Origin of the sequence: Blautia sp. RTP21359st1_E11_RTP21359_211015, from assembly GCF_040910705.1 — a bacterium.
GTDB lineage: Bacteria > Bacillota > Clostridia > Lachnospirales > Lachnospiraceae > Blautia_A > Blautia_A fusiformis.
Window position 1 is genome coordinate 1 of the sequence record NZ_JBDGAB010000012.1, and the last position, 21,627, is coordinate 21,627.

18 protein-coding genes are annotated in these 21,627 nt (G+C 46.1%); 17 read left to right on the top strand and 1 reads right to left on the bottom strand.

Translation table 11 applies throughout. The features are described from left to right. The 3 genes from AB5026_RS06060 to AB5026_RS06070 all read left to right on the top strand — a co-directional run. On the top strand, positions 1-976 hold a 976-nt coding region (locus AB5026_RS06060; RefSeq protein WP_368212973.1), incomplete at its 5' end, for a D-alanine--D-alanine ligase. A gap of 64 nt (positions 977-1,040) precedes the next feature. After that, positions 1,041-2,429 carry a UDP-N-acetylmuramoyl-tripeptide--D-alanyl-D-alanine ligase gene (murF, locus tag AB5026_RS06065; RefSeq protein ID WP_250789668.1) on the top strand — a complete coding sequence of 463 codons (1,389 nt, stop codon included), beginning with the start codon at positions 1,041-1,043 and terminating at the stop codon, positions 2,427-2,429. 149 nt (positions 2,430-2,578) lie between these two features. Continuing rightward, a complete protein-coding gene (locus tag AB5026_RS06070) occupies positions 2,579-3,178 on the top strand; it encodes a hypothetical protein (RefSeq protein WP_215638044.1) in 600 nt (199 codons plus the stop codon). 192 nt (positions 3,179-3,370) lie between these two features. Here the strand turns inward: AB5026_RS06070 and AB5026_RS06075 are convergent, their stop codons facing one another. Continuing rightward, on the bottom strand, positions 3,371-3,637 hold the full coding sequence (locus tag AB5026_RS06075; protein ID WP_015526267.1) for a hypothetical protein: 267 nt from the start codon (positions 3,635-3,637) through the stop codon (positions 3,371-3,373). 227 nt (positions 3,638-3,864) lie between these two features. On the opposite strand from AB5026_RS06075, the gene AB5026_RS06080 reads away from it, so the two are divergent. From AB5026_RS06080 to AB5026_RS06145, 14 genes are all read left to right on the top strand, one after another. Continuing rightward, positions 3,865-6,123, top strand: coding sequence for a hydratase (locus AB5026_RS06080; protein WP_250789669.1), 2,259 nt, complete (start codon positions 3,865-3,867; stop codon positions 6,121-6,123). Between the two features lie 2,294 nt (positions 6,124-8,417). Beyond that, complete coding sequence (locus AB5026_RS06085; protein ID WP_250789670.1) at positions 8,418-9,116, top strand: RluA family pseudouridine synthase; 699 nt, start codon at positions 8,418-8,420, stop codon at positions 9,114-9,116. A 140-nt stretch (positions 9,117-9,256) separates the two neighbouring features. Continuing rightward, complete coding sequence (locus tag AB5026_RS06090) at positions 9,257-10,354, top strand: substrate-binding domain-containing protein (protein ID WP_368212974.1); 1,098 nt, start codon at positions 9,257-9,259, stop codon at positions 10,352-10,354. 312 nt (positions 10,355-10,666) lie between these two features. Beyond that, positions 10,667-10,975: a V-type ATPase subunit subunit G family protein gene (locus tag AB5026_RS06095; protein WP_022427344.1), complete on the top strand. Its 309-nt coding sequence runs from the start codon at positions 10,667-10,669 to the stop codon at positions 10,973-10,975. A gap of 16 nt (positions 10,976-10,991) precedes the next feature. Then, positions 10,992-12,998: a V-type ATP synthase subunit I gene (locus AB5026_RS06100; RefSeq protein ID WP_368212975.1), complete on the top strand. Its 2,007-nt coding sequence runs from the start codon at positions 10,992-10,994 to the stop codon at positions 12,996-12,998. 4 nt (positions 12,999-13,002) lie between these two features. After that, on the top strand, positions 13,003-13,473 hold the full coding sequence (locus tag AB5026_RS06105; protein ID WP_015526259.1) for a V-type ATP synthase subunit K: 471 nt from the start codon (positions 13,003-13,005) through the stop codon (positions 13,471-13,473). Between the two features lie 20 nt (positions 13,474-13,493). After that, positions 13,494-14,087 carry a V-type ATP synthase subunit E gene (locus AB5026_RS06110; protein ID WP_021977448.1) on the top strand — a complete coding sequence of 198 codons (594 nt, stop codon included), beginning with the start codon at positions 13,494-13,496 and terminating at the stop codon, positions 14,085-14,087. A gap of 30 nt (positions 14,088-14,117) precedes the next feature. After that, positions 14,118-15,089: a V-type ATPase subunit gene (locus AB5026_RS06115; protein ID WP_021977447.1), complete on the top strand. Its 972-nt coding sequence runs from the start codon at positions 14,118-14,120 to the stop codon at positions 15,087-15,089. Further along, positions 15,082-15,402, top strand: a complete 321-nt coding sequence (locus tag AB5026_RS06120; protein WP_250789672.1) for a V-type ATP synthase subunit F — start codon at positions 15,082-15,084, stop codon at positions 15,400-15,402. Before AB5026_RS06115 ends, AB5026_RS06120 begins: the two co-directional genes overlap by 8 nt. Positions 15,403-15,517: 115 nt before the next feature. Further along, entirely contained in the window at positions 15,518-17,287 is a 1,770-nt protein-coding gene (locus tag AB5026_RS06125; protein WP_215707236.1) for a V-type ATP synthase subunit A, read from the top strand. 1 nt (position 17,288) lies between these two features. After that, complete coding sequence (locus AB5026_RS06130) at positions 17,289-18,662, top strand: V-type ATP synthase subunit B (protein ID WP_118061791.1); 1,374 nt, start codon at positions 17,289-17,291, stop codon at positions 18,660-18,662. 14 nt (positions 18,663-18,676) lie between these two features. Beyond that, positions 18,677-19,351: a V-type ATP synthase subunit D gene (locus tag AB5026_RS06135; protein ID WP_021975777.1), complete on the top strand. Its 675-nt coding sequence runs from the start codon at positions 18,677-18,679 to the stop codon at positions 19,349-19,351. A 259-nt stretch (positions 19,352-19,610) separates the two neighbouring features. Next, on the top strand, positions 19,611-20,159 hold the full coding sequence (locus AB5026_RS06140) for a phosphatase PAP2 family protein (protein WP_368212978.1): 549 nt from the start codon (positions 19,611-19,613) through the stop codon (positions 20,157-20,159). 202 nt (positions 20,160-20,361) lie between these two features. Then, a complete protein-coding gene (locus AB5026_RS06145; protein ID WP_118070896.1) occupies positions 20,362-21,552 on the top strand; it encodes a pyridoxal phosphate-dependent aminotransferase in 1,191 nt (396 codons plus the stop codon). The last annotated feature ends 75 nt before the right edge of the window (positions 21,553-21,627 follow it).

Consider the following 21,627-nt stretch of genomic DNA (forward strand, 5'->3'; position numbering starts at 1 on the left):
CGGTGTCTGCAAGGCACTTCGTAAAAAAGGTCATAATGCCATTCTTGTAGATATTTTCTGTGGACTGGAGCCGGTGGACTGGGATGAGCCCTTTGGAGATAAAGATTATGAGGTAGATTCTGCGGCAGAGTATATGAGAAGCTTCGATGATGATATCGAAGAGATCAAACGCACAAGAAGAAGCTTTTTCGGACCGAATGTACTGGAATTGTGTCAGGCAGCAGACATTGTATTTATGGGACTTCACGGTTCCAACGGAGAGGATGGAAAGGTTCAGGCAACCTTCGATCTTCTGGGAATCCGTTACACAGGAACCGGATATTTAAGCAGTGCCCTTGCTATGGATAAGGGCCTCACCAAGAAGATCTTTCTCATGGATCAGGTACCGACACCGAAAGGCGTTTCCATGCTGAAAGAAAACTGTACAAGAAACATCCATGATCTTGGTATGGAATTTCCTGTTGTTGTAAAAACATGCTGCGGTGGTTCCAGCGTAGGTGTTTATATTGTAAACAACCAGAAAGAATATGAGGATGCCATTGATGGTGCTTATTCTTATGAAGATGAGGTAGTTGTTGAAGAGTATATCAATGGCCGTGAGTTTTCCGTTGCAGTTGTAGACGGAAAGGCTTATCCGATCATCGAGATCGCACCGAAGCAGGGCTTTTATGATTACAAGAACAAATATCAGGCAGGCTCCACAGTAGAAACCTGTCCGGCTGAGATCTCACCGGAACTGACTGAGAAGATGCAGCATTATGCGGAAGCTGGCGCAAAGGCTCTCTGCATTGAGGGCTATGCACGTTTTGACTTCATGATGAAAGAAAACGGTGATATGTACTGCCTGGAGGCAAACACACTTCCGGGAATGACACCCACCAGTCTGATCCCTCAGGAAGCAAAGGTCCTGGGAATCGACTATCCGGACCTCTGTGAAGAACTGATCCGCATTTCTTTTAAGAAATACAGCAAATAAAATATCTGACCGTAACTCCTCCTGTTGACAGGAGGAGTTTCTGGCAAAAGAAAGGATTTTATTCATGAAAAATCTTACATTGGAAAATATCACAAAAGTCTGCAATGGTATTTACCACGGCCCGCAGGAAAAACTTCAGGAGGAAGTGACTGCGATCACAACGGACAGCCGTAAGGTGGAAAAAGGAGGTCTTTTTGTACCGGTAGTAGGAGAGCGTGTGGATGCTCACCGTTTTATCCCGCAGGTAATGGAAGCAGGTGCACTCGCGACCTTATCCGAGAGAACTCTTGAAGGGGCGGATCATCCGTATATCCAGGTAGGCTCCTCCCTTCAGGCAGTAAAAGACATTGCGGAGTTTTATCTGGAGCAGCTTGATATTCCGGTTGTGGGAATCACAGGAAGCGTTGGAAAGACCAGCACAAAAGAGGTGATCGCCTCTGTGCTGAAGGAAAAATACCGTACACTGAAAACCCAGGGGAATTTCAACAATGAGCTGGGACTTCCACTGACAGTATTCCGCCTTCGTGATGAAGATGAGATCGCAGTTCTGGAAATGGGAATCAGTGATTTCGGTGAGATGACCCGTCTTGCAAAGATCGCAAAACCGGACACCTGCGTGATCACAAACATCGGAACCTGCCATTTGGAAAACCTTGGGGACAGAGACGGCGTCCTGAAGGCAAAAACAGAGATTTTTCAGTATGTGAAGAGAAATATCGTACTTAACGGTGATGATGATAAGCTCTCCACAGTAAAGGAATACAACAGCATGCAGCCGGTATTTTTCGGAAACGGAGAAAATGCTTCTGTTACCTGTGAAAATGTGGAAAGCCGTGGCTTGAAGGGAATGAGCTGTGACATCTGTCTGAAAGGAAAAATGGCAGAGAACGGAGAGCTCCAGATATTTCATGTAGATATTCCAATGCCGGGACGTCATATGGTATCCAATGCACTGGCAGCAGCAGCTGTGGGCAGACTTTACGGACTGAATGCAGAGCAGATCAAAAATGGCATCGAAAGCCTGGAACCGGTCAGCGGAAGATTCAATATGATCGAGACCGATAAATTTATGATCGTAGATGACTGCTACAACGCAAATCCCATGTCCATGAAGGCTTCCCTGGATGTTCTTCAGGACGGACTTGGAAGAAAGGTTGCTATCCTTGGCGATATGGGTGAGCTTGGAACGGATGAAGCTGCACTTCATGAAGGTGTAGGCGTTCATGCAGGTCAGTGCAGGATCGATGCATGCATCTGCGTAGGACCACTTGCAGCCCATATCGCGGAAAAAGCATCTCAGACCAATCCGGACCTGACAGTCATCCGGGAAAAAGATCTGGAAAGCCTTCTTAAGAACCTGAACACATATGTGAAACCTGGAGATACCATCCTCGTAAAAGCTTCTCACTTCATGAAATTTGAAAATGTAGTCAAAGCACTGCAGGAAATGTAAAAAGACCAAAAACAGGGGCAGCATTTGACGAACGAAAATTCTTTCCAGTTAAGTTATATAGAAGTATAATATTCCTAAGGCGATGAGCAGTGCGGCTAAAGAACAAAAGCACGCTCAGGCACTGTGCGGCAGTGAAAAAGGGAGGGCTTATGCTGGAGATGATCATGAAGCTGAACATCCCGCTTTACGTCATGACATCCATGGGATGTATCGGCGGTCTGGGGATGCTGGCAACAAACCTTACCTACCGAAGAATGATCCGAAATACGCAGCGATTACAGAATCTCAAAGAAAAATGGCTGAACCTGTGGAAATCAAGGGACAGGCTCTGGCATCGGATGAACCGATTTGTGTGGTATCCGTCACTGTTTTGTACATTTCTTCTTGGAATGTCTGTTTTTCTCAACAGCAGACTGGGATATAGGGAAGGATTGTCTATGCTTTATCTTTATATAGGGGCGGCAGTGCCGGTAGTACTGCTTCTTCTTCGTCAGGCATTGGACTTTTCTTATAAGGAAGAGCTTGTGATGGCTTCTCTTGCAGATTATGTGGAACAGGTCCGTACCTGGGTGGAGGAAGTACCGGTCGCAGAAAAGCCGGATCCTGTTCTGCAGGAAGAAATCGTAGATAAGATCACCAGAAGTATCCGTCAGACGGCTGCTACCGGAAGTCACTTCAGCAAGATGCTTTCTCCGGAGGAGGAAGAGATCATGCGGGAGATCATACGGGAGTTTATGAATGCAGAGTAAAAACATATCCCGGTATATTTGAGAAAATACAGAAATGTACACAAAGATATTCCGGAATAAGGGAACCGGATGCAAAAAAAACTCTCCGGCAGATACGATTCTCTGTATCCGCCGGAGAGTTTTTTTGTGTGACAGTAAAAAGAGAACGCAGGATAAGCATTCGTGGCTTTCCTGCGTCCTTTTATATGTTACTCAGTCTTCCTCGATCACCTGGATCTCCAGGTAGTCGAATTCAATATGTTCAATGAAATTATCCTGATAAAAGCGGGCCTTATCATGCTTTTTGAAATCCCGCACTGTGGCATCCAGCCAGATAGGATTTCCCAGATCCATCTGATAACAGATTTCCTCAAGTCCGTGAAAGATCTTGTGGGTTCTGGTATCATCGCTGTCATCACAGACAACGGTGTCCTGAAGCATGCGATTGTCTTTCCATATTTTTCCCCATAAACGAAACATAAACAGTACCTCCGTATTGAAACTGCCACAGCCGGCAGAATATGAATATCCGTCCGATATGGTCTTCAGTATAGCGGATTTTGCAGGGAAAGTAAAGCACAGGGCAATAACGCTTGTACGCAAAACAATGCACCAGGCGTGCTCACTTTTATTGACTAATGTGTAAAAATCCTCTATAATAAACGAAATTATGAAAAAAAGAATCATTACAGATTGGAGGAACCGAAATGAAACTTTACGATACCGGCGTTTATCTTCAGAACGGAAAGGAAATCATTCCCGAGAACCAGGCTGATCTGCCTGTAGCGAAAGAAGAGGCTGCTAAGAATACCATCGCATATTCTATTCTCAAGGCTCACAATAAATCCGATAACATGGAGAAGCTTCAGATCAAATTCGATAAACTGACTTCCCATGATATCACATTTGTGGGAATCATCCAGACTGCAAGAGCTTCAGGACTTGAGAAGTTCCCGGTACCATATGTACTGACCAACTGCCATAACTCCCTTTGTGCAGTAGGCGGAACCATCAATGAAGATGACCACATGTTTGGTCTCACCTGTGCCAAAAAGTACGGCGGAGTTTATGTACCGCCTCATCAGGCAGTTATCCATCAGTTTGCAAGAGAAATGCTTGCAGGCGGCGGAAAGATGATCCTCGGTTCCGACAGTCATACAAGATACGGAGCACTTGGAACTATGGCTATGGGAGAGGGCGGACCGGAGCTTGTAAAACAGCTTCTCTGCCAGACATACGATATTAATATGCCAGGAGTAGTTGCTATTTATCTGAAAGGTGCTCCACGTTCGGGTGTAGGACCGCAGGATGTTGCGCTTGCCATCATCGGCGAGGTTTTTGCCAACGGCTATGTGAAGAATAAGGTTATGGAGTTCGTTGGACCAGGCGTTGCCAGCTTAAGCGCAGATTTCCGTATCGGTGTTGATGTTATGACAACAGAAACCACATGTCTTTCCTCCATCTGGCAGACAGATGCGAAGATCGAGGAATTCTATGCGATCCACGGAAGACCGGAGGATTACAAAGAACTGAAACCGGGCAACGTTGCATACTATGACGGCTGTGTAGAGATCGACCTCAGTGAGATCAAACCAATGATCGCAATGCCGTTCCACCCAAGTAACACCTACACCATCGATGAGCTGAAGGCAAACCTTGACGATATCCTTGCAGATGTGGAGAAGAGAGCACAGGTAAGCCTTGACGGAAAGATTCCGTTCACATTGAGAGACAAGGTAGTTGATGGCAAGCTTTATGTTGAGCAGGGAATCATTGCCGGTTGTGCAGGCGGTGGATTCGAGAATATCTGCGCTGCAGCAGATATCCTCAAGGGCAAAAATATCGGCCATGATGCCTTCACCTTAAGTGTATACCCGGCAAGTACTCCAATCTACATGGAACTGGCTAAGAATGGTGTTCTTGCAGAACTGATCGGAACAGGCGCAGTTGTGAAAACTGCATTCTGCGGACCGTGCTTCGGCGCCGGAGATACACCTGCAAACAATGCATTCAGTATCCGTCATACAACCAGAAACTTCCCGAACCGTGAAGGCTCCAAGATCCAGAACGGTCAGATCTCTTCGGTTGCACTTATGGATGCACGTTCCATTGCAGCTACAGCAGCAAACAAGGGATTCCTTACCTCAGCAGAGGAGTTTGACGGAAGCTATTCCGAGCATAAATACTACTTCGATAAGTCTATCTACGAGAACCGTGTATTTGATAGCAAGGGCGTGGCAGATCCAAGCGTAGAGATCCAGTTTGGACCGAATATCAAAGACTGGCCGGAGATGGCTGCACTTGCAGACAACCTGATCCTGAAGGTTGTTTCCGAGATCCACGATCCGGTTACTACCACTGACGAGCTGATCCCGTCTGGCGAGACATCTTCCTACCGTTCCAATCCGCTTGGACTTGCAGAGTTCACACTGTCCAGAAAGGATCCGGCTTATGTTGGCCGTGCAAAAGAGATCCAGGCAGCACAGAAGGCGATCCAGGCAGGTAACTGCCCGGCAGAGGCTGTTCCGGAACTGAAACCGGTTATGGAAACCATCCATAAATCCTACCCGGATGTTGACAAGACAAACCTTGGTGTAGGAAGCACCATCTTTGCAGTGAAACCGGGCGATGGCTCTGCCAGAGAGCAGGCTGCATCCTGCCAGAAGGTACTTGGCGGCTGGGCAAACATTGCCAATGAGTATGCAACCAAGAGATATCGTTCCAATCTGATCAACTGGGGTATGCTTCCATTCCTGATCCCGTCCGGAGATCTTCCGTTCAAGAACGGTGATTACCTGTTCTTCCCGGGAATCCGTAAGGCAGTTGAGGAAAAGGCAGACGTGATCAAGGGATATACTGTTGAAGGTGATTCTTTGAAGGAGTTCGATGTAACTCTGGGTGAGCTGACAGATGATGAGAGAGAGATCATCCTTAAGGGTTGTCTGATCAATTATAATCGTAAATAGATGCAGGGATTGAACACATATAGAGCGTGAAGGTGATGGAAGTGTGTTCATGAATATGCTGCAGAGCGGAATATAGTAATTTAAGAATTTCCGTGTTGTTTTGCAGACTGGTGACCGTTTTGATCGAGGTCGCCGGTCTGCTTTTTTACTTTTAGAGGTGTGGTTGTGGGGAGTTTTTAGGGTTGTGGATACTTATGACGATGCGGACGCGTGAGGTGTCCTGTGGGGAGCAGAGGCTGTCGTTTCGCCTGGTCATACTAAGCGTCTGAGGCAACCTGTGAAAAGTCCGGCCCATAACTCGCCATGTACGCTGATGCGTACCTGGCTCAGACAGATGGGCCTTATTCTGCGGCCTGTATCCGCAGAATACCTTTCCACAGGTCACCTCAGCCGCCAAGTATGACCAAAGGCTCACTCCGAAGCCCCTGCTCCCCACAGGACACCTCACGCTGACATTCCCAGAGACAAACCCCAGCCCCGGTAAAAATATCAAGAAAAGCTCAATAAATGATGACCGTCTCAACACTCTTCGTTATTTAATTTTTCTTCTTCTTCGTTCTTTCGAATAAAGTTTATCTCAATCCCCTGCAAACATTGTAAAGTACAAACATTGCAATGTTTGCAGTGCCAATACAGTCACACAGAAACTTTTCTAACTAATTTTCCATGTTCGAAAGTCAGGGCGGGAAGGACGGGCGGGGCGGGTGACTCTGCAGGAGTCGTAGTACTTCTTAGGCCGCGGGGAGGCTGCGTTGCTGGAAAAATCCCAGCTGTTTGAGCGTAAGCGAGTTCTGGGATTTTTTCAGCGGTTTTAGCAGAATCCCTGCAGCCTTAGAAGCACTAGACCTCCGAAGCCTCACCCGCCCCGCCCGTCCTTCACGGCCGTCCGTTCGCGACATACCCTACCTTCACAACTTCACAATAGCATAAATTAACAGAAAATAATAAAAAACACAAACAAATTATAAAATATAAACACCTAATAAAACAAATAAATAAAAATAATAGCATAAAAACACAAAAATGTATTGACAAATACCCGCAACGATGTTATTATAAGACCATCAAAAACAACAAGAGAAAAACAAAAAAGAAAATCATTCAATTCATAGCATAGATGCACATGAAGGATGAAGAAAGGAAAAGGTGATTCCAGTGGGAACATAAACAAACACCATCATCAATATGAGAGTGACAGGAACCGGATTTCCTGCAAGAAAGACCTGATACAGATCACATATGATACACCTTAAGAAAACAGAAGTTTCTTTTATGAAATATAAATAAGATCCTCTTAAATCTTACTTATATTTTAAGAAATCAGAAACAAAAGGAAATCAGTATTTCAGGTAATATAGAATCGGTAACTCATATTGAACAACTGTCACACACCTGATACAAAGATTTCAGGAAATATGTAAAGAAATATTTCCCGAAAGAGTAAAACCCTCAACTCACCGGTTCGTTGGAAAGAAGAGATTCCAAGAACAAACGTGAAGATGAGAACGATACTTTGAAATGCATATCAGAACCATTAGGATATGGATTGAAGCTTTGCATCAGAAGAATATCTGAGAGGATATTAAAAATAGAAGAATCGGGCAGGAACTTTTTTCCAGGATACTTTAAAGAACTGCAGAGGAGAAAATCCCAATAGGTCGATTTGAATCAGCAGATTGCAAAGTACAGAGATGACAAATGGTTTTGAATTTAAGAAGTTAAGTCCAGAATTGTTTAGTGAACAGGAAAAAGTATAACCACCGAAATTCTTCAGATAAACAGGAAATCAAACATCGTAAAAAATGATTTCTGATCTATAAAACTTTCTAAATAATCGAAGAGATATACTTACATATATCAGTCGTTTATGAGCAGGAAATAAAAAAGAAGAGAGAATCTGAAAAAGAAAAATTTCAAAATTGAATAAAGAGAATCGAAATTATTTTATAAAGTATATAAAATCAAAGATTTCGATTGATAAGTATAATAAGTATAACAAGAAAACTTTATTCGAAAGAACGAAGAGGAAGAAAAATTGAATAACGAAGAGTGTTGAGACGGTCATCATTTTTGGAAACTGTAAAAGTAAAAAAAGTGATGACCGTCTCGTTGTGTATATAAGATTGCATATATTAAGTATACAACCGTTCCGAAAAGCCCTGGATAAAATAATATGATCCGAGCAGAGAGCAAAATTTTCAATCAGAGATTTTTCCGGACAGTTATATTTATCAGTTGCCATCAAAAACATCATCAGTTATACTTCTGTGAGAAAGGAAGTAAGATGAGAAAATATGTGGAATTATCAGATTGAAGAAAATATTTTATATGAAGACAAAGAGATCCTTGTGTGCAGAAAAACAGCAGGAATGCCGGTGCAGGCAGCAAAAATAGGAACAATGGATATGGAAAGTGCTCTGAAAAATTATCTGGCACAAAAAACACCGGGAAAGATCCCATATCTGGGAGTAGTACATCGCCTTGATCAGCCGGTAGAAGGCATTCTTGTATTTGCGAAAACATCCGAAGCAGCAGGAAATTTGAGTAAACAGATGATGGCAGGAGGCGCCGGAAAATATTACCTGGCAGTAACAGAGGGAAAAGCAAAGAGCTCAGAAGGGACTCTTACAGACTATCTGAAAAAAAATGGAAAAGCCAACATGTCTCAGGTGGTGTCTGCCAATACACCGGGAGCAAAAAAAGCGATCCTTCACTATAAAGTTCTGGATCAGCAGGAGATAAACGGAAAATCCCGGACACTTCTTAAGATCAGGCTGGAAACAGGTCGGCATCATCAGATCCGTGTGCAGCTTTCTCATGAGGGACTGCCCCTTCTCGGAGACCGGAAATATAATCCTTCGGGAGAAAAAGGTACATCACTGGGACTTTGTTCCAATTGTCTGGAATTTAAACACCCCAGAACAGGAAAAATGATGAAGTTTGAAACAGAGCCACAGGGAAGCGCGTTTCTGGATTTTGTGAAAAAAGTGTAAAAACTCTGGACGGAAATACGAAAAAGTGTATAATGTAAAAAGCAAGTAACCAAATGTAAGATTTTTGTAAAGTATAAGTTACTGTGGACGGACAAGGCAGACGATAAAGAACAGTAACCAGCGAGGAAGAGGAGATTACAATGAAAAGAGCTGCAGTAGCGTCAGCAGCCTTGTTGGCTGTGGCAACCCTGCTGACAGGCTGTCAGAAAGAAGAAGTAGAAAAGCTTGTTGCACCGATTGTAGCAGACGTCCAGGAAACCCCTGAAGCAACCGAAGTGGAAGAAGAAAAAAGCCCGCTGATCCCTGAGATCGATGACACTCTTTCTATTGAAGAAGGTGCCAGAATAGCTGTTGTCAGCAAAAGCAAAAAAGGCGAGTTCTGGAATAAAGTAAAAGAAGGAATGGAAGCTACTGTCAAGGACGTAAATGAAGCGTATGGTTTCAAAAAAGACAAGCAGATCACGATGACCTTTGAGGGTCCGGATGATGAAGAGGACGTAGAAAGTCAGATCAATACTCTTGATGCAGTGATTGCTGAGAATCCATCTGTAGTGTGTCTTTCTGCCGGAGATATGGATTCCTGTCAGGCACAGCTGGAAGCAGCGAAAGAGAACGGAATTCCGGTGGTCGCATTTGATTCCAATGTCAGTGATACAAAGCTGGTCAGAGCTTTCCGTGGAACAGACAATACACAGATCGGCAAATATGCAGCATATAAGCTTGGCAGCGCCATTGGAAAAATGGGAAATGTGGCTGTTTTTTCCGCACAGGAGAAAACACAGAGCGCTCAGGAACGTGTAAAGGGATTTCTGGATAATATTGCAAATTATACGGATATTAAAGTGGTGGAAACCGTATATTCTGACCAGGTTGATGATATGAAGGAAGCCATGAAGGAAGTTCTGGATAAATATCCGGCACTGGATGGTGTTTTCTGCACCAATGCCGAGGTTTCTGAAATGTTTCTGGAGGTAAATAAGGACACAGGAGAAAATAAAGTTGCTATGGTAGGCGTAGATGCAACCAGCAAACAGCAGGAAGCGATCCAGAAAGGGGAAGAACTGGGAGTGCTTTCACAGAATCCTTATGCGATGGGATATCAGACCATGTGGGCGGCTATTCAGTCTACTGCACCGAAGAAGGAAACAAAGATTGATAAGAAGGTTTTACTTGATCCGGTATGGATCGATGCTGAGAATATCAAAAGCGAAGACATTGCAAATTACTTGTACAATTAACAAATAGAACAGATAGCCACTGTAGGTCGGTTGAATAGGTTAGTCCGCATTCACCGTCTGTTCATAATTGAAAGCCATCAGCCCGATGAAGATGTAAAAAACATTTTCATCGGGCTGATGGCTTTTTTGAATAAAAATAAAAAATATGAATAGAATAAACAAATAAAAAGTGTGCGAAAAATGGCAAAAATATAACATATATGACGACTTTTTGACACAATACAAATAAATTTATCGTTAAATTGCATAATAAACATTGTTTTAAAAAAGCGATTGTGGTACAATTTGGATATGCAGAGAGGCGGTGATCAGATGATCCAGGAAACGATCAAGGCAGTGAAAGAGGCGGAGGCAAAAGCACAGCAGAAGATAAAGGATGCATCCGTCCGTGCACAGAGTATCATCAGCGAAGCTGAGAAAGAGGCAGAGAATATTATCAGAAAGGCGGAAACAGCCGCCGGCGAACAGGCGGCATCTGATATGAAAGCAGCCGAAGAACGTGCACACAGTACAGAGAACACTGTCGTTGGACAGGCGGAGGAAGAGCTTGCAGCTTTGAAAAAGAAAGCGGAGTCGAAGCACGAGCAGGCGATCCAGACAGTAATGGACAGTTTGTTCTGAGAGGGGGAGTGCGAAAATGGCAGTATTGCAGATGCAGCGAATCAGTATCTGCGCAATGAAAAAGAACCGTAAGGCCATATTGGAAGAACTGCAGTCACTTGGAGTATTGGAGATCGATGCAGCGGAATTGGATCCGGAGCTTAAAACGATGGATACTATGAATGCCCGGCTGATCTTTGAGAAAAACGCATCCCTTTGTGATCAGGCAATCGAAATACTGGATGAATTTTCGAAGGAAAAGCAATCCATGCTGGCATCCCTGGCAGGGAAACCGCTGATCGGAAGGAAGCAGGAGGAAGAAGCTATCCGGGATCAGGAAGAGATCCTGAGAACAGCTAGAGAAATCCAGGGATACCGGAAGAAGCTTACAGAGAACAATGCGGCAGCAGTTAAGATCGAGCAGCAGGAAGCAGCTCTTGCTCCATGGCTGAAGCTGGATATTCCGATGAACTTCGGCGGTACAGCGAAAGCAGCGGTACTTGTGGGAAGTATTGATGGAAATATAACTCTGGATCAGGTATACAGTCAGCTGGCAGCGGACGCACCGCAGCTTGAAGCCTTTAACATCCGGGAAATCTCAAATGATGCCGGTAAGCTGAGCCTTGTGGTTGTCTGCCTGAAAGCACAGGCACAGGAACTGGAAGAAGCGCTTCGGATGCAGGGATTTGCAAGACCGGCACAGCTGGTATCAGAGGTTCCGGCACAGGAGCTGGAGAACCTTAAGAATGAAGTGGTACGCATTCAGGAAGAGTCCGAACAGATTCGGGAACAGATACGCGCTCTTCACGACAGGAAGAGCTCTCTTCAGCTTTTGTCCGATTATTTCCGAATCCGTGCACAGAAATATGAGGTATTAGGACAGATCCGCCAGTCGGAGAGCACTTTTTTTGTGACAGGATATCTTCCGAAGAAACAGGTTCCTGCAATGGAGAAACGGCTTACGGAGAAGTACGATATTGTTTTTGAAGCAGAAGATGCTGAGGGAGAAAATGTTCCGGTTGCCCTTCAGAACGGTAAATTCGGAGCAGCAGGAGAGGGAGTTCTGGCAGCATTTGGTCTTCCCGGAAAGGGAGAGATCGATCCTTCCATGATCATGACAGCCTGCTATGTATTTCTTTTCGGACTGATGTTGTCAGACGCAGCATATGGACTGATCGTCTTTGCAGTCTGTCTGGGAGTACTTCTGAAGTTCCCCAGGATGGAGAGCGGAATGCAGAAATCCATCCGGCTTTTTATGTACTGTGGATTGTCCACTTTGTTCTGGGGCGTGATGTTTGGCGGATATTTCGGAGATTTTATCGATGTATTTTCGAGGGTATATCTGCACAGGCCGGTCACGGTGAAGCCGGTATGGTTTGCACCGTTAAATGAGCCAATGAGACTTCTGGTGTTCTCCATGCTGTTTGGCCTGATCCATATGTTTCTGGGAATGGGTCTTAAGGGCTACATGCTGTTACGTGACAGAAAATATCTCGACTTTTTCTGTGACGTAGTACTCTGGTTCCTGCTTCTTATGGGACTGATCCTGATCTTTATCCCAAGCAGCATGTTCCGTTCTATTTCTCAGATGGACTTGAACCTTCCGCCCGCAGTGATACAGGTGGGCAAATGGATGGCCATCATCGGAGCAGTGGGAATTCTCTTCATGTCAGGAAGAGATAAGAAGAATCCGTTCCTCCGGCTGGCGCTTGGAGCTTACGACCTTTATAACATCACAGGATGGGTCAGTGATATCCTTTCCTATTCCAGACTTCTGGCCCTGGGACTTGCCACCGGTGTTATTGCGTCGGTTATGAACCAGATGGGCAGTATGCTGGGAGACAGTATTTTTGGATGGATCGTATTTATTCTTGTATTTGTGATTGGTCATACATTTAACCTTCTGATCAATCTTCTGGGTGCATACGTGCACACCTGCCGATTACAGTACGTAGAGTTCTTCGGCAAATTCTTTGAGGGCGGAGGAAAAGAGTTCCACCCCTTCCGCGAAAATACAAAATATGTAGATATTAAGGAGGATTAATATTATGAGTGGTATCGTTTGGGCATTATTGGGAGCAGCAATTTCCGTAGCTCTTGCAGGTATAGGTTCCGCTATCGGCGTTGGTACAGCCGGCCGTGCAGCAGCAGGTGTTGTAACAGAAGATCCGGACAAATTTGCCAAGGTTCTGCTTCTTCAGCTTCTTCCTGGTACCCAGGGTATTTACGGACTGCTGGTAGCATTCCTTGCACTTTCCAAGGTCGGGATCCTGGGCGGCGGTGTTGCCGATATTTCTCTGGAAACCGGACTTATGATCTTTGTGGCATGTCTCCCGATCGCCATTGCAGGCCTTCTTTCCGCGATCCATCAGGGAAAAACTTCCGTAGCTTCCATCGGCATCGTAGCCAAGAAGCCGGAGCAGTTCGGTAAAGCTATGCTTTTCCCGGCAATGGTTGAGACATATGCGATTCTGGCTCTTCTGATCTCTATTCTTGCAGTCAGCGGAATTCAGGTTTGATTCATCAGGAGGGGCAGATCATGACAGGATTAGAGAAGATGGTAAGCCAGATTCTTGAAGAAGCCGATGCTTCTGCAGCCGTTATGATCAGTGACGCGGAGAAAAAAGCCGCGGAGATCCTCGGGGAAGCCGGAGAAAAAGCTGATAAGATTCGGCAGCAGAGGGAAGAACAGTCCAGGGCAAAGGTGAAAAGCTATGAAGAGCGGACAGCTTCCGCCGCAGATATGAAGAAACGTACCGCAGTTCTTGCAGCCAAGCAGGAGCTGATCGGGAAGGTGATTGCGGATGCCTGTGACCGTGTGAAGAATCTGGATGAAGGAAAATATTTTGAGATCCTTAAGAGTATGGCAGAGAAATATCTGCTTCCAAGAGAAGGAGAGATCTGTTTTTCAAAGAAGGATCTGGAACGTATGCCGGCGAATTTCCGTGAGGAGATTAAAGGCCTGGCACAGAAAAAAGGCGGCACACTGGAGATTTCCGGTGAAGCCAGAAATATAGACGGAGGTTTTATCCTGGTATACGGCGGCATTGAGGAAAACTGTTCCATTGATGCCATGTTTGCAGAGAAACGGGATGAACTTCTGGATCAGGTAAGAAAGATTTTGTTTGCGTAAAACACCATCGCAAAAAGGAGGGCGTGAAATATGTTTGGTGAAGATTATGCCTATGCGGTGGCGCGGATACGTGTTCTGGAGACCGGACTTCTGAATCAGGCGGCGATCGAACAGCTTCTGGCATGTCAGGATGAGCAGCAGTGCCTTCAGATCCTTACAGAGAAGGGCTGGGGAAACGGTGATCCTGCAGCCGGTGCGGACGCCATTCTTTCCAGGGAGCGAGAAAAGATCTGGGAGATCATGGATTCGCTGGTAGCGGACCGATCTGTTTTTTCCGTTCTCTCTTATCAGGATCTTTTCCATAACCTGAAAGCGGCTGTGAAGGCCAGCATCCTGGATGGGACAACGCCGAATATTTTTTTCAGCGACTGTGCCATTGACGGCGAGGATATGGTGAAATTCCTGAAGGATAAAGAATACGACCGTTTTCCGGAAGATATGCGGGAAGCGGCAAGAGAAGCCTATGAGACCTTTTTGCACACAAGAGATGGACAGCTTGCGGATATTATCGTAGACCGGGCGGCACTGGATGCCATAAGAGCGGCCGGGGAGAGATCGAAAGAAGAGATCGTCCGGCAGTATGCGGAATCTACAGTTGCGGTAGCAGATATCCGGATCGCAGTCCGTGCCTGCAAAACAGGAAAAAGTTCGGACTTCATGAAAAAAGCTATGGCAGAATGTGACACACTGGATAAGGAAAGACTGATCCACGCTGCAGTCAGCGGAATGGATCAGATCATGAGTTATCTGGCAGAAACGAAATACGGGGACGGAGCTCTGGCACTGGCGGAATCGGCTTCCGCTTTTGAGAGATGGTGTGACAACCAGATCATGGAGACTATCCGACCTCAGCTGTACAATTCATTTTCACTGGGACCGCTGGTAGCCTATGTGCTCGCCCGTGAGAATGAGATCAAGACGGTGCGGATCATTCTCACCGGAAAGCGCAGCGGCCTTCCGGAAGAGTTTATCCGGGAAAGGGCAAGGGAAATGTATGTATAAGATCGCGGTTTTGGGTGATTATAACAGCATTTACGGGTTTGCGGCGCTTGGCCTTGATACCTTTCCGGTGGAAGATCCCGCAGAGGGAAAAGAGAAGCTAAACCGTCTGGCAGCCGGTGAATATGCGGTTATTTATATTACGGAACAGCTGGCAGCCCAGCTTTCCGCTGAGATCAGTAAATACAGTGAAACGCTGATGCCGGCGATCATTCAGATACCGGGAATTGCCGGAAATACAGGCGCAGGAATTGAAAATGTAAAGAAATCTGTGGAGACGGCAGTTGGCTCCGATATTCTTTTCAGCAATGAATGATATTCATCAGGAAATATTCCGTGATGCATGTTGAACGCTTTATATGAATAAGAAGGGGGAAACTTTTTTGAAAAAGTTTCAGCAGATCCCCTGAGAAAGCAGGTGATTGGTTCAGATGAGCAGAGGGACCATTAAGAAGGTAGCAGGACCGCTGGTAATTGCCAAAGGTATGCGAGATGCGAATATGTATGACGTGGTTCGTGTAAGCAGCCAGCGTCTGATCGGTGAGATTATTGAGATGCATGAAGATGAGGCTTCCATACAGGTATATGAGGAGACTTCAGGACTTCGCCCGGGAGAACCGGTAGAGTCTATGGAAGTTCCCCTTTCCGTGGAACTGGGACCTGGCCTTATCACAAGTATTTACGATGGAATCCAGCGTCCGCTGGATGACATTATGAAAGTAGCAGGCAGCAACAACCTGAAACGAGGTGTTGAGGTACCTGCACTGAAGCGGGACAAAAAATGGAATTTCGTCCCGGTTGCGAAAGTGGGAGATGAGCTGGAAGGCGGCGATGTTCTCGGAACTGTTCAGGAGACCATCGTTGTTACACAGAAGATCATGGTACCACCCAATATGAAAGGTACTCTGAAAGAGATCAGATCCGGTGAGTTTACCGTAGATGAGACCGTTGCAGTTCTTTCCACGGCAGACGGAGATAAAGAACTGACACTGATGCAGCACTGGCCGGTACGACGTGGCCGTCCATACAAGAAAAAACTTCCGCCGGCAAAACCTCTGGTAACAGGCCAGCGTGTTATTGATACCATGTTCCCAATCGCCAAGGGTGGTGTGGCAGCAGTTCCTGGCCCGTTCGGAAGCGGCAAGACCGTTATCCAGCATCAGCTTGCAAAATGGGCAGAGGCAGATATCGTAGTTTATATCGGCTGCGGTGAGCGTGGAAACGAGATGACAGACGTTCTGAACGAGTTTCCGGAATTGAAAGACCCGAAAACCGGACAGTCTCTGATGGAGAGAACTGTTCTGATCGCAAACACCTCAGATATGCCGGTTGCGGCACGTGAGGCTTCTATTTACACAGGTATCACCATTGCGGAGTATTTCCGTGATATGGGTTACTCTGTAGCACTGATGGCAGATTCCACTTCCAGATGGGCCGAGGCTCTCCGTGAGATGTCCGGACGACTGGAGGAGATGCCAGGTGAGGAAGGTTACCCGGCGTATCTGGGTTCCCGTCTTGCACAGTTCTACGAGCGTGCCGGACACGTGATCTGTAATGGAAAAGACGGAAGAGAAGGTGCCCTGACAGCTATCGGTGCGGTATCTCCTCCAGGTGGTGATATTTCCGAGCCTGTTTCCCAGGCAACACTTCGAATCGTGAAGGTATTCTGGGGACTGGATGCAAACCTTGCATACAAACGTCACTTCCCGGCAATCAACTGGCTGACCAGTTATTCCCTGTATCTGGACAGTGTAGGTGGATGGTTTGATGAAAATGTGGCGCCGGACTGGATGGAGCTCCGTCAGAGAATGATGACCCTTCTCCAGGAAGAGGCAGAGTTGGAAGAGATCGTAAAGATGGTAGGTATGGATGCACTTTCTCCGGGCGACCGCCTGAAAATGGAAGCAGCCCGTTCCATCCGCGAGGACTTCCTTCATCAGAACTCTTTCCATGAGATCGATACCTATACATCTCTGGAAAAACAGCACAACATGATGCGCCTGGTACTTGCATTCTATGATGCAGGCCTGGATGCGCTGAAACAGGGTGCAGATATCAATGATATCGTAAAACTGCCGGTACGTGAGCAGATCGGCCGTTACAAATATACAAAAGAAGATCAGCTGGCAGCGGAATATGAGAAGGTAACCCACCAGCTTGCAGCAGAGACTGCGGAACTTCTGGGAAAGGAGGGCCTGTAAAATGCCAAAAGAATATAGGACCATACAGGAAGTTGCCGGCCCTTTGATGCTGGTACGAGGCGTTGAAGATGTGGCATTTGACGAGCTGGGCGAGATTGAACTTGCCGATGGCGAAACAAGAAGATGCCGTGTTCTGGAGATTGATGGAAGCAATGCGCTGGTACAGCTCTTTGAGAGTTCCACAGGTATCAACCTTTCCAACAGTAAAGTACGTTTTCTGGGACGAAGCATGGAGCTTGGTGTATCCGGCGATATGCTGGGCCGTGTCTTTGACGGACTGGGCCGTCCCATTGATGACGGTCCGGAGATCCTTCCGGAAGAGAGAAGAGATATCAACGGCCTGCCGATGAATCCGGCAGCCAGAAGTTATCCGGAGGAGTTTATCCAGACCGGTGTATCCGCTATTGACGGACTGAACACCCTGGTACGTGGACAGAAACTTCCGATCTTCTCCGCATCCGGTCTTCCTCATGCACAGCTTGCGGCACAGATCGCGAGACAGGCGAAGGTTCGCGGAAAAGACGAGCAGTTCGCCGTTGTATTTGCTGCCATGGGTATCACTTTCGAGGAGTCAAACTTCTTCGTAGAGAGCTTTAAGGAAACCGGAGCTATAGACCGTACTGTTCTTTTTGTAAACCTGGCAAATGACCCGGCTGTTGAGCGTATCGCTACTCCGCGAATGGCACTGACAGCAGCAGAATATCTTGCCTTCGAAAAAGATATGCACGTACTGGTAATCCTTACAGATATCACAAACTATGCGGATGCTCTCCGTGAGGTTTCCGCAGCGCGTAAAGAGGTTCCGGGCCGTCGTGGATATCCCGGATACATGTATACAGACCTTGCTTCTCTCTACGAGCGTGCAGGCCGTCAGAAAGGAAAAGCAGGAAGTATCACCATGGTTCCGATCCTGACCATGCCTGAGGATGACAAGACCCATCCGATCCCTGACCTTACCGGTTACATCACAGAGGGACAGATCATTCTGAGCCGTGAGCTTTACCGTAAAGGAATCACACCGCCCATTGATGTTCTTCCGTCTCTGTCACGACTGAAAGATAAAGGTATCGGTGAAGGCAAGACAAGAGCAGACCATGCCAACACCATGAACCAGTTGTTTGCCGCATATGCCCGTGGTAAAGAGGCCAAAGAGCTGATGACCATTCTTGGTGAGGCTGCCCTCTCTGACATTGACCTGATCTATGCAAAATTTGCGGATGCTTTTGAGAAGGAATATGTTTCCCAGGGCTATCAGGCCAACCGTGATATCGAGGAAACCCTGGCCATCGGCTGGAAGCTGCTTTCCATTCTTCCGAGAAGCGAGCTGAAACGTATCGATGACAAATTCCTTGACCAGTATTACGGAAAAGTATAAAGGGGGGATGATTTGTGGCATCAACACAGGTGAATCCTACCCGTATGGAGCTTACGAAGCAGAAAAAAAAGCTGGTGACTGCAGTACGTGGCCATAAGCTTCTGAAGGATAAGCGGGACGAGCTGATGAGACAGTTCCTGGATCTGGTGCGCGAGAACATGGAACTGCGTAAAAAAGTAGAAGCTGGTATCCGAAGCGCCAACACGAATTTTGTCATTGCAAAAGCCGGAATGTCGGAGGAGACTCTGAACACCGCCCTGATGGCTCCCAAGCAGGAAGTCTATCTGGAAACCGGCAAAAAGAATGTCATGAGTGTGGATATTCCTGTTTTTGAATACAAAACAAGAACACCGGACGCCAACGATATCTATTCCTATGGTTTTGCTTTTACCTCCAGTGATCTGGACGGAGCGGTGAAATCCCTGGCGGATATCCTTCCGGACATGCTCCGCCTGGCAGAAGTGGAAAAAGCCTGTCAGCTGATGGCTTCTGAGATCGAAAAAACAAGGCGCCGTGTAAACGCCCTGGAGCATGTTATCATACCGGAAGCACAGGCAAACATCAAATACATCACCATGAAGCTGGATGAGAACGAGAGAAGTACCCAGATCCGACTGATGAAGGTGAAAGATATGATGCTGGAGGAAGCACATCATTACAAGGAGCGGGAAGCCGAGCGCGGTGCGTAAAGCATAAAACACAAAGCGCAGGCATCTTGTAAGAAAAAGAAAAATTGATATAGAAAGTTTTACGTAACGGGAAGGAGACGCCTCTGTGCTGTGCGATGTTTTGGACAGTGTAGGGGCGTTTTATTTATAAAATATTTAGTTTTCGTTCGCAGAAAATCAAGAGATGTACGGTATAATAATCAACAGTAAAGAATGCGCGGCGGAAGATGAGTCCTGGTATTTTATCTGTCTGTCGCAGCAGAAAGAGAAGGGAATACATATGAATACTTTTTTACAGTCAGTACAGAATCTGGACGGAGAAATCCTGCTCCAGATCCAGCAGCATTTAAGAACAGATATGCTGACACCATTTATGAAGATCGTTACATTTCTGGGAAACGGAGGATGGTTCTGGATCCTCTGTGCGGTTGTTCTACTTGCCATTCCAAAGACAAGAAAAACAGGCTATGCAGCAGTTTTCTCCCTGATTTTCGGAGCAATCGTTACCAACCTGCTTCTCAAAAACATAGTGGCAAGGCCAAGACCTTTTGCGGAAATCGAAGCCTTGATCCCGCTGATCGCCAAACCGACGGATTTCTCTTTTCCTTCAGGCCACACCACAGCATCCTTTGCCGTTGCCCTGGTAATGTTTCGGATGCTTCCCAAGAAAATCGGAATTCCGGCAGTAGTCCTGGCAGCGCTGGTAGCATTTTCAAGATTATATCTTGGTGTCCATTATCCAACAGATGTCCTGGTTGGGTTCGTGGTCGCACTGGTGGGAAGTACGGTGGCTGTGTGGATTGTGAGGATGAAGATGGGAAATCGATAAGTTTGATAACAGAGGTATATAGGATGGGATTAACCGAATCAAGGAAGTTCCCTGGGAATGTGTGTCACTTTCCCAGGAATTTTGCAAGTGCACTTTAATCTGATAAAGTATTGACATGCCAGACGGAAACGGGGTACAATTATAAACAAGATTGTCAGGAAACAGTGAAAATGATGACGCAGAAATAAGGAGAGAACACGAAATGATATCAGAAAAAATGAAACCCTACGTAAAAAACAATTCTGCCATCCGTATGATGTTTGAGGAAGGAAACCGCCTCCGTGCAAAATACGGCGCAGATAAGGTTTTTGATTTCAGCCTTGGAAATCCAAGTGTACCGGCGCCGGACAGTGTTCGTGAAGCCATTATCGATCTTGTAAATAATACGGACCCGACCGTCCTTCACGGATATATGAGCAACGCAGGTTTTGAAGATGTACGCCAGACTATCGCAGAATCTTTAAACAGACGTTTTGATACAAAATTTTCTGCAAAGAACCTGATCATGACAGTAGGCGCTGCAAGCGGCCTGAACGTAATTCTGAAGACGATCCTGAACCCGGGAGAAGAGGTGATCGTTTTTGCACCATATTTTCTGGAATACGGTGCATATGTCCGCAATTATGACGGTGTCCTTGTGGAAATCTCTCCGGATACCACAACCTTCCAGCCAAATCTCGCTGAATTTGAGCAGAAGATCACACCGAAGACAAAAGCAGTTATCGTAAATACTCCGCACAATCCGACCGGAGTTGTATATTCAGAAGAAACAATCAGGAAACTTTCCGCAATTTTGGAAGCAAAACAAAAAGAGTTCGGAACCGTGATCTACCTGATCTCCGATGAGCCATACCGTGAACTGGCTTACGATGGCGTGGAAGTTCCGTACCTGACGAAATATTATGACAATACAGTTGTGGGATATTCTTACAGCAAATCTCTTTCCCTTCCGGGAGAGCGTATCGGATATCTGGTGATCCCGGATGAGGCGGACGGAAGTGAAGAACTGATCTCAGCTGCAACCATCGCAAACCGTACACTTGGCTGCGTAAATGCACCATCCCTGATCCAGAAAGTAGTTGCGAAATGTGTAGATGCAAAGACAGATCTTGCAGCTTACGATAAAAACCGTCAGGCACTTTACAATGGCCTGAAAGAATGCGGCTTTGAGTGCATCAAACCACAGGGTGCGTTCTATCTCTTCGTAAAATCTCCGGTAGCTGATGAAAAAGCTTTCTGCGAGGCCGGCAAGAAATATAACATCCTCATGGTACCGGGAAGCTCCTTCGCATGCCCTGGTTATGTGAGACTGGCATACTGTGTATCTTATGATACCATTGTAAATTCTCTTCCGGAGTTTAAGAAACTTGCAGCAGAGTATGGCCTGAAATAAATTAACGAGAATAAACGATAATTATAAAGCGATTATATAAGAGATCCCCGGTACAGCCTGTTCATACAGAACTGT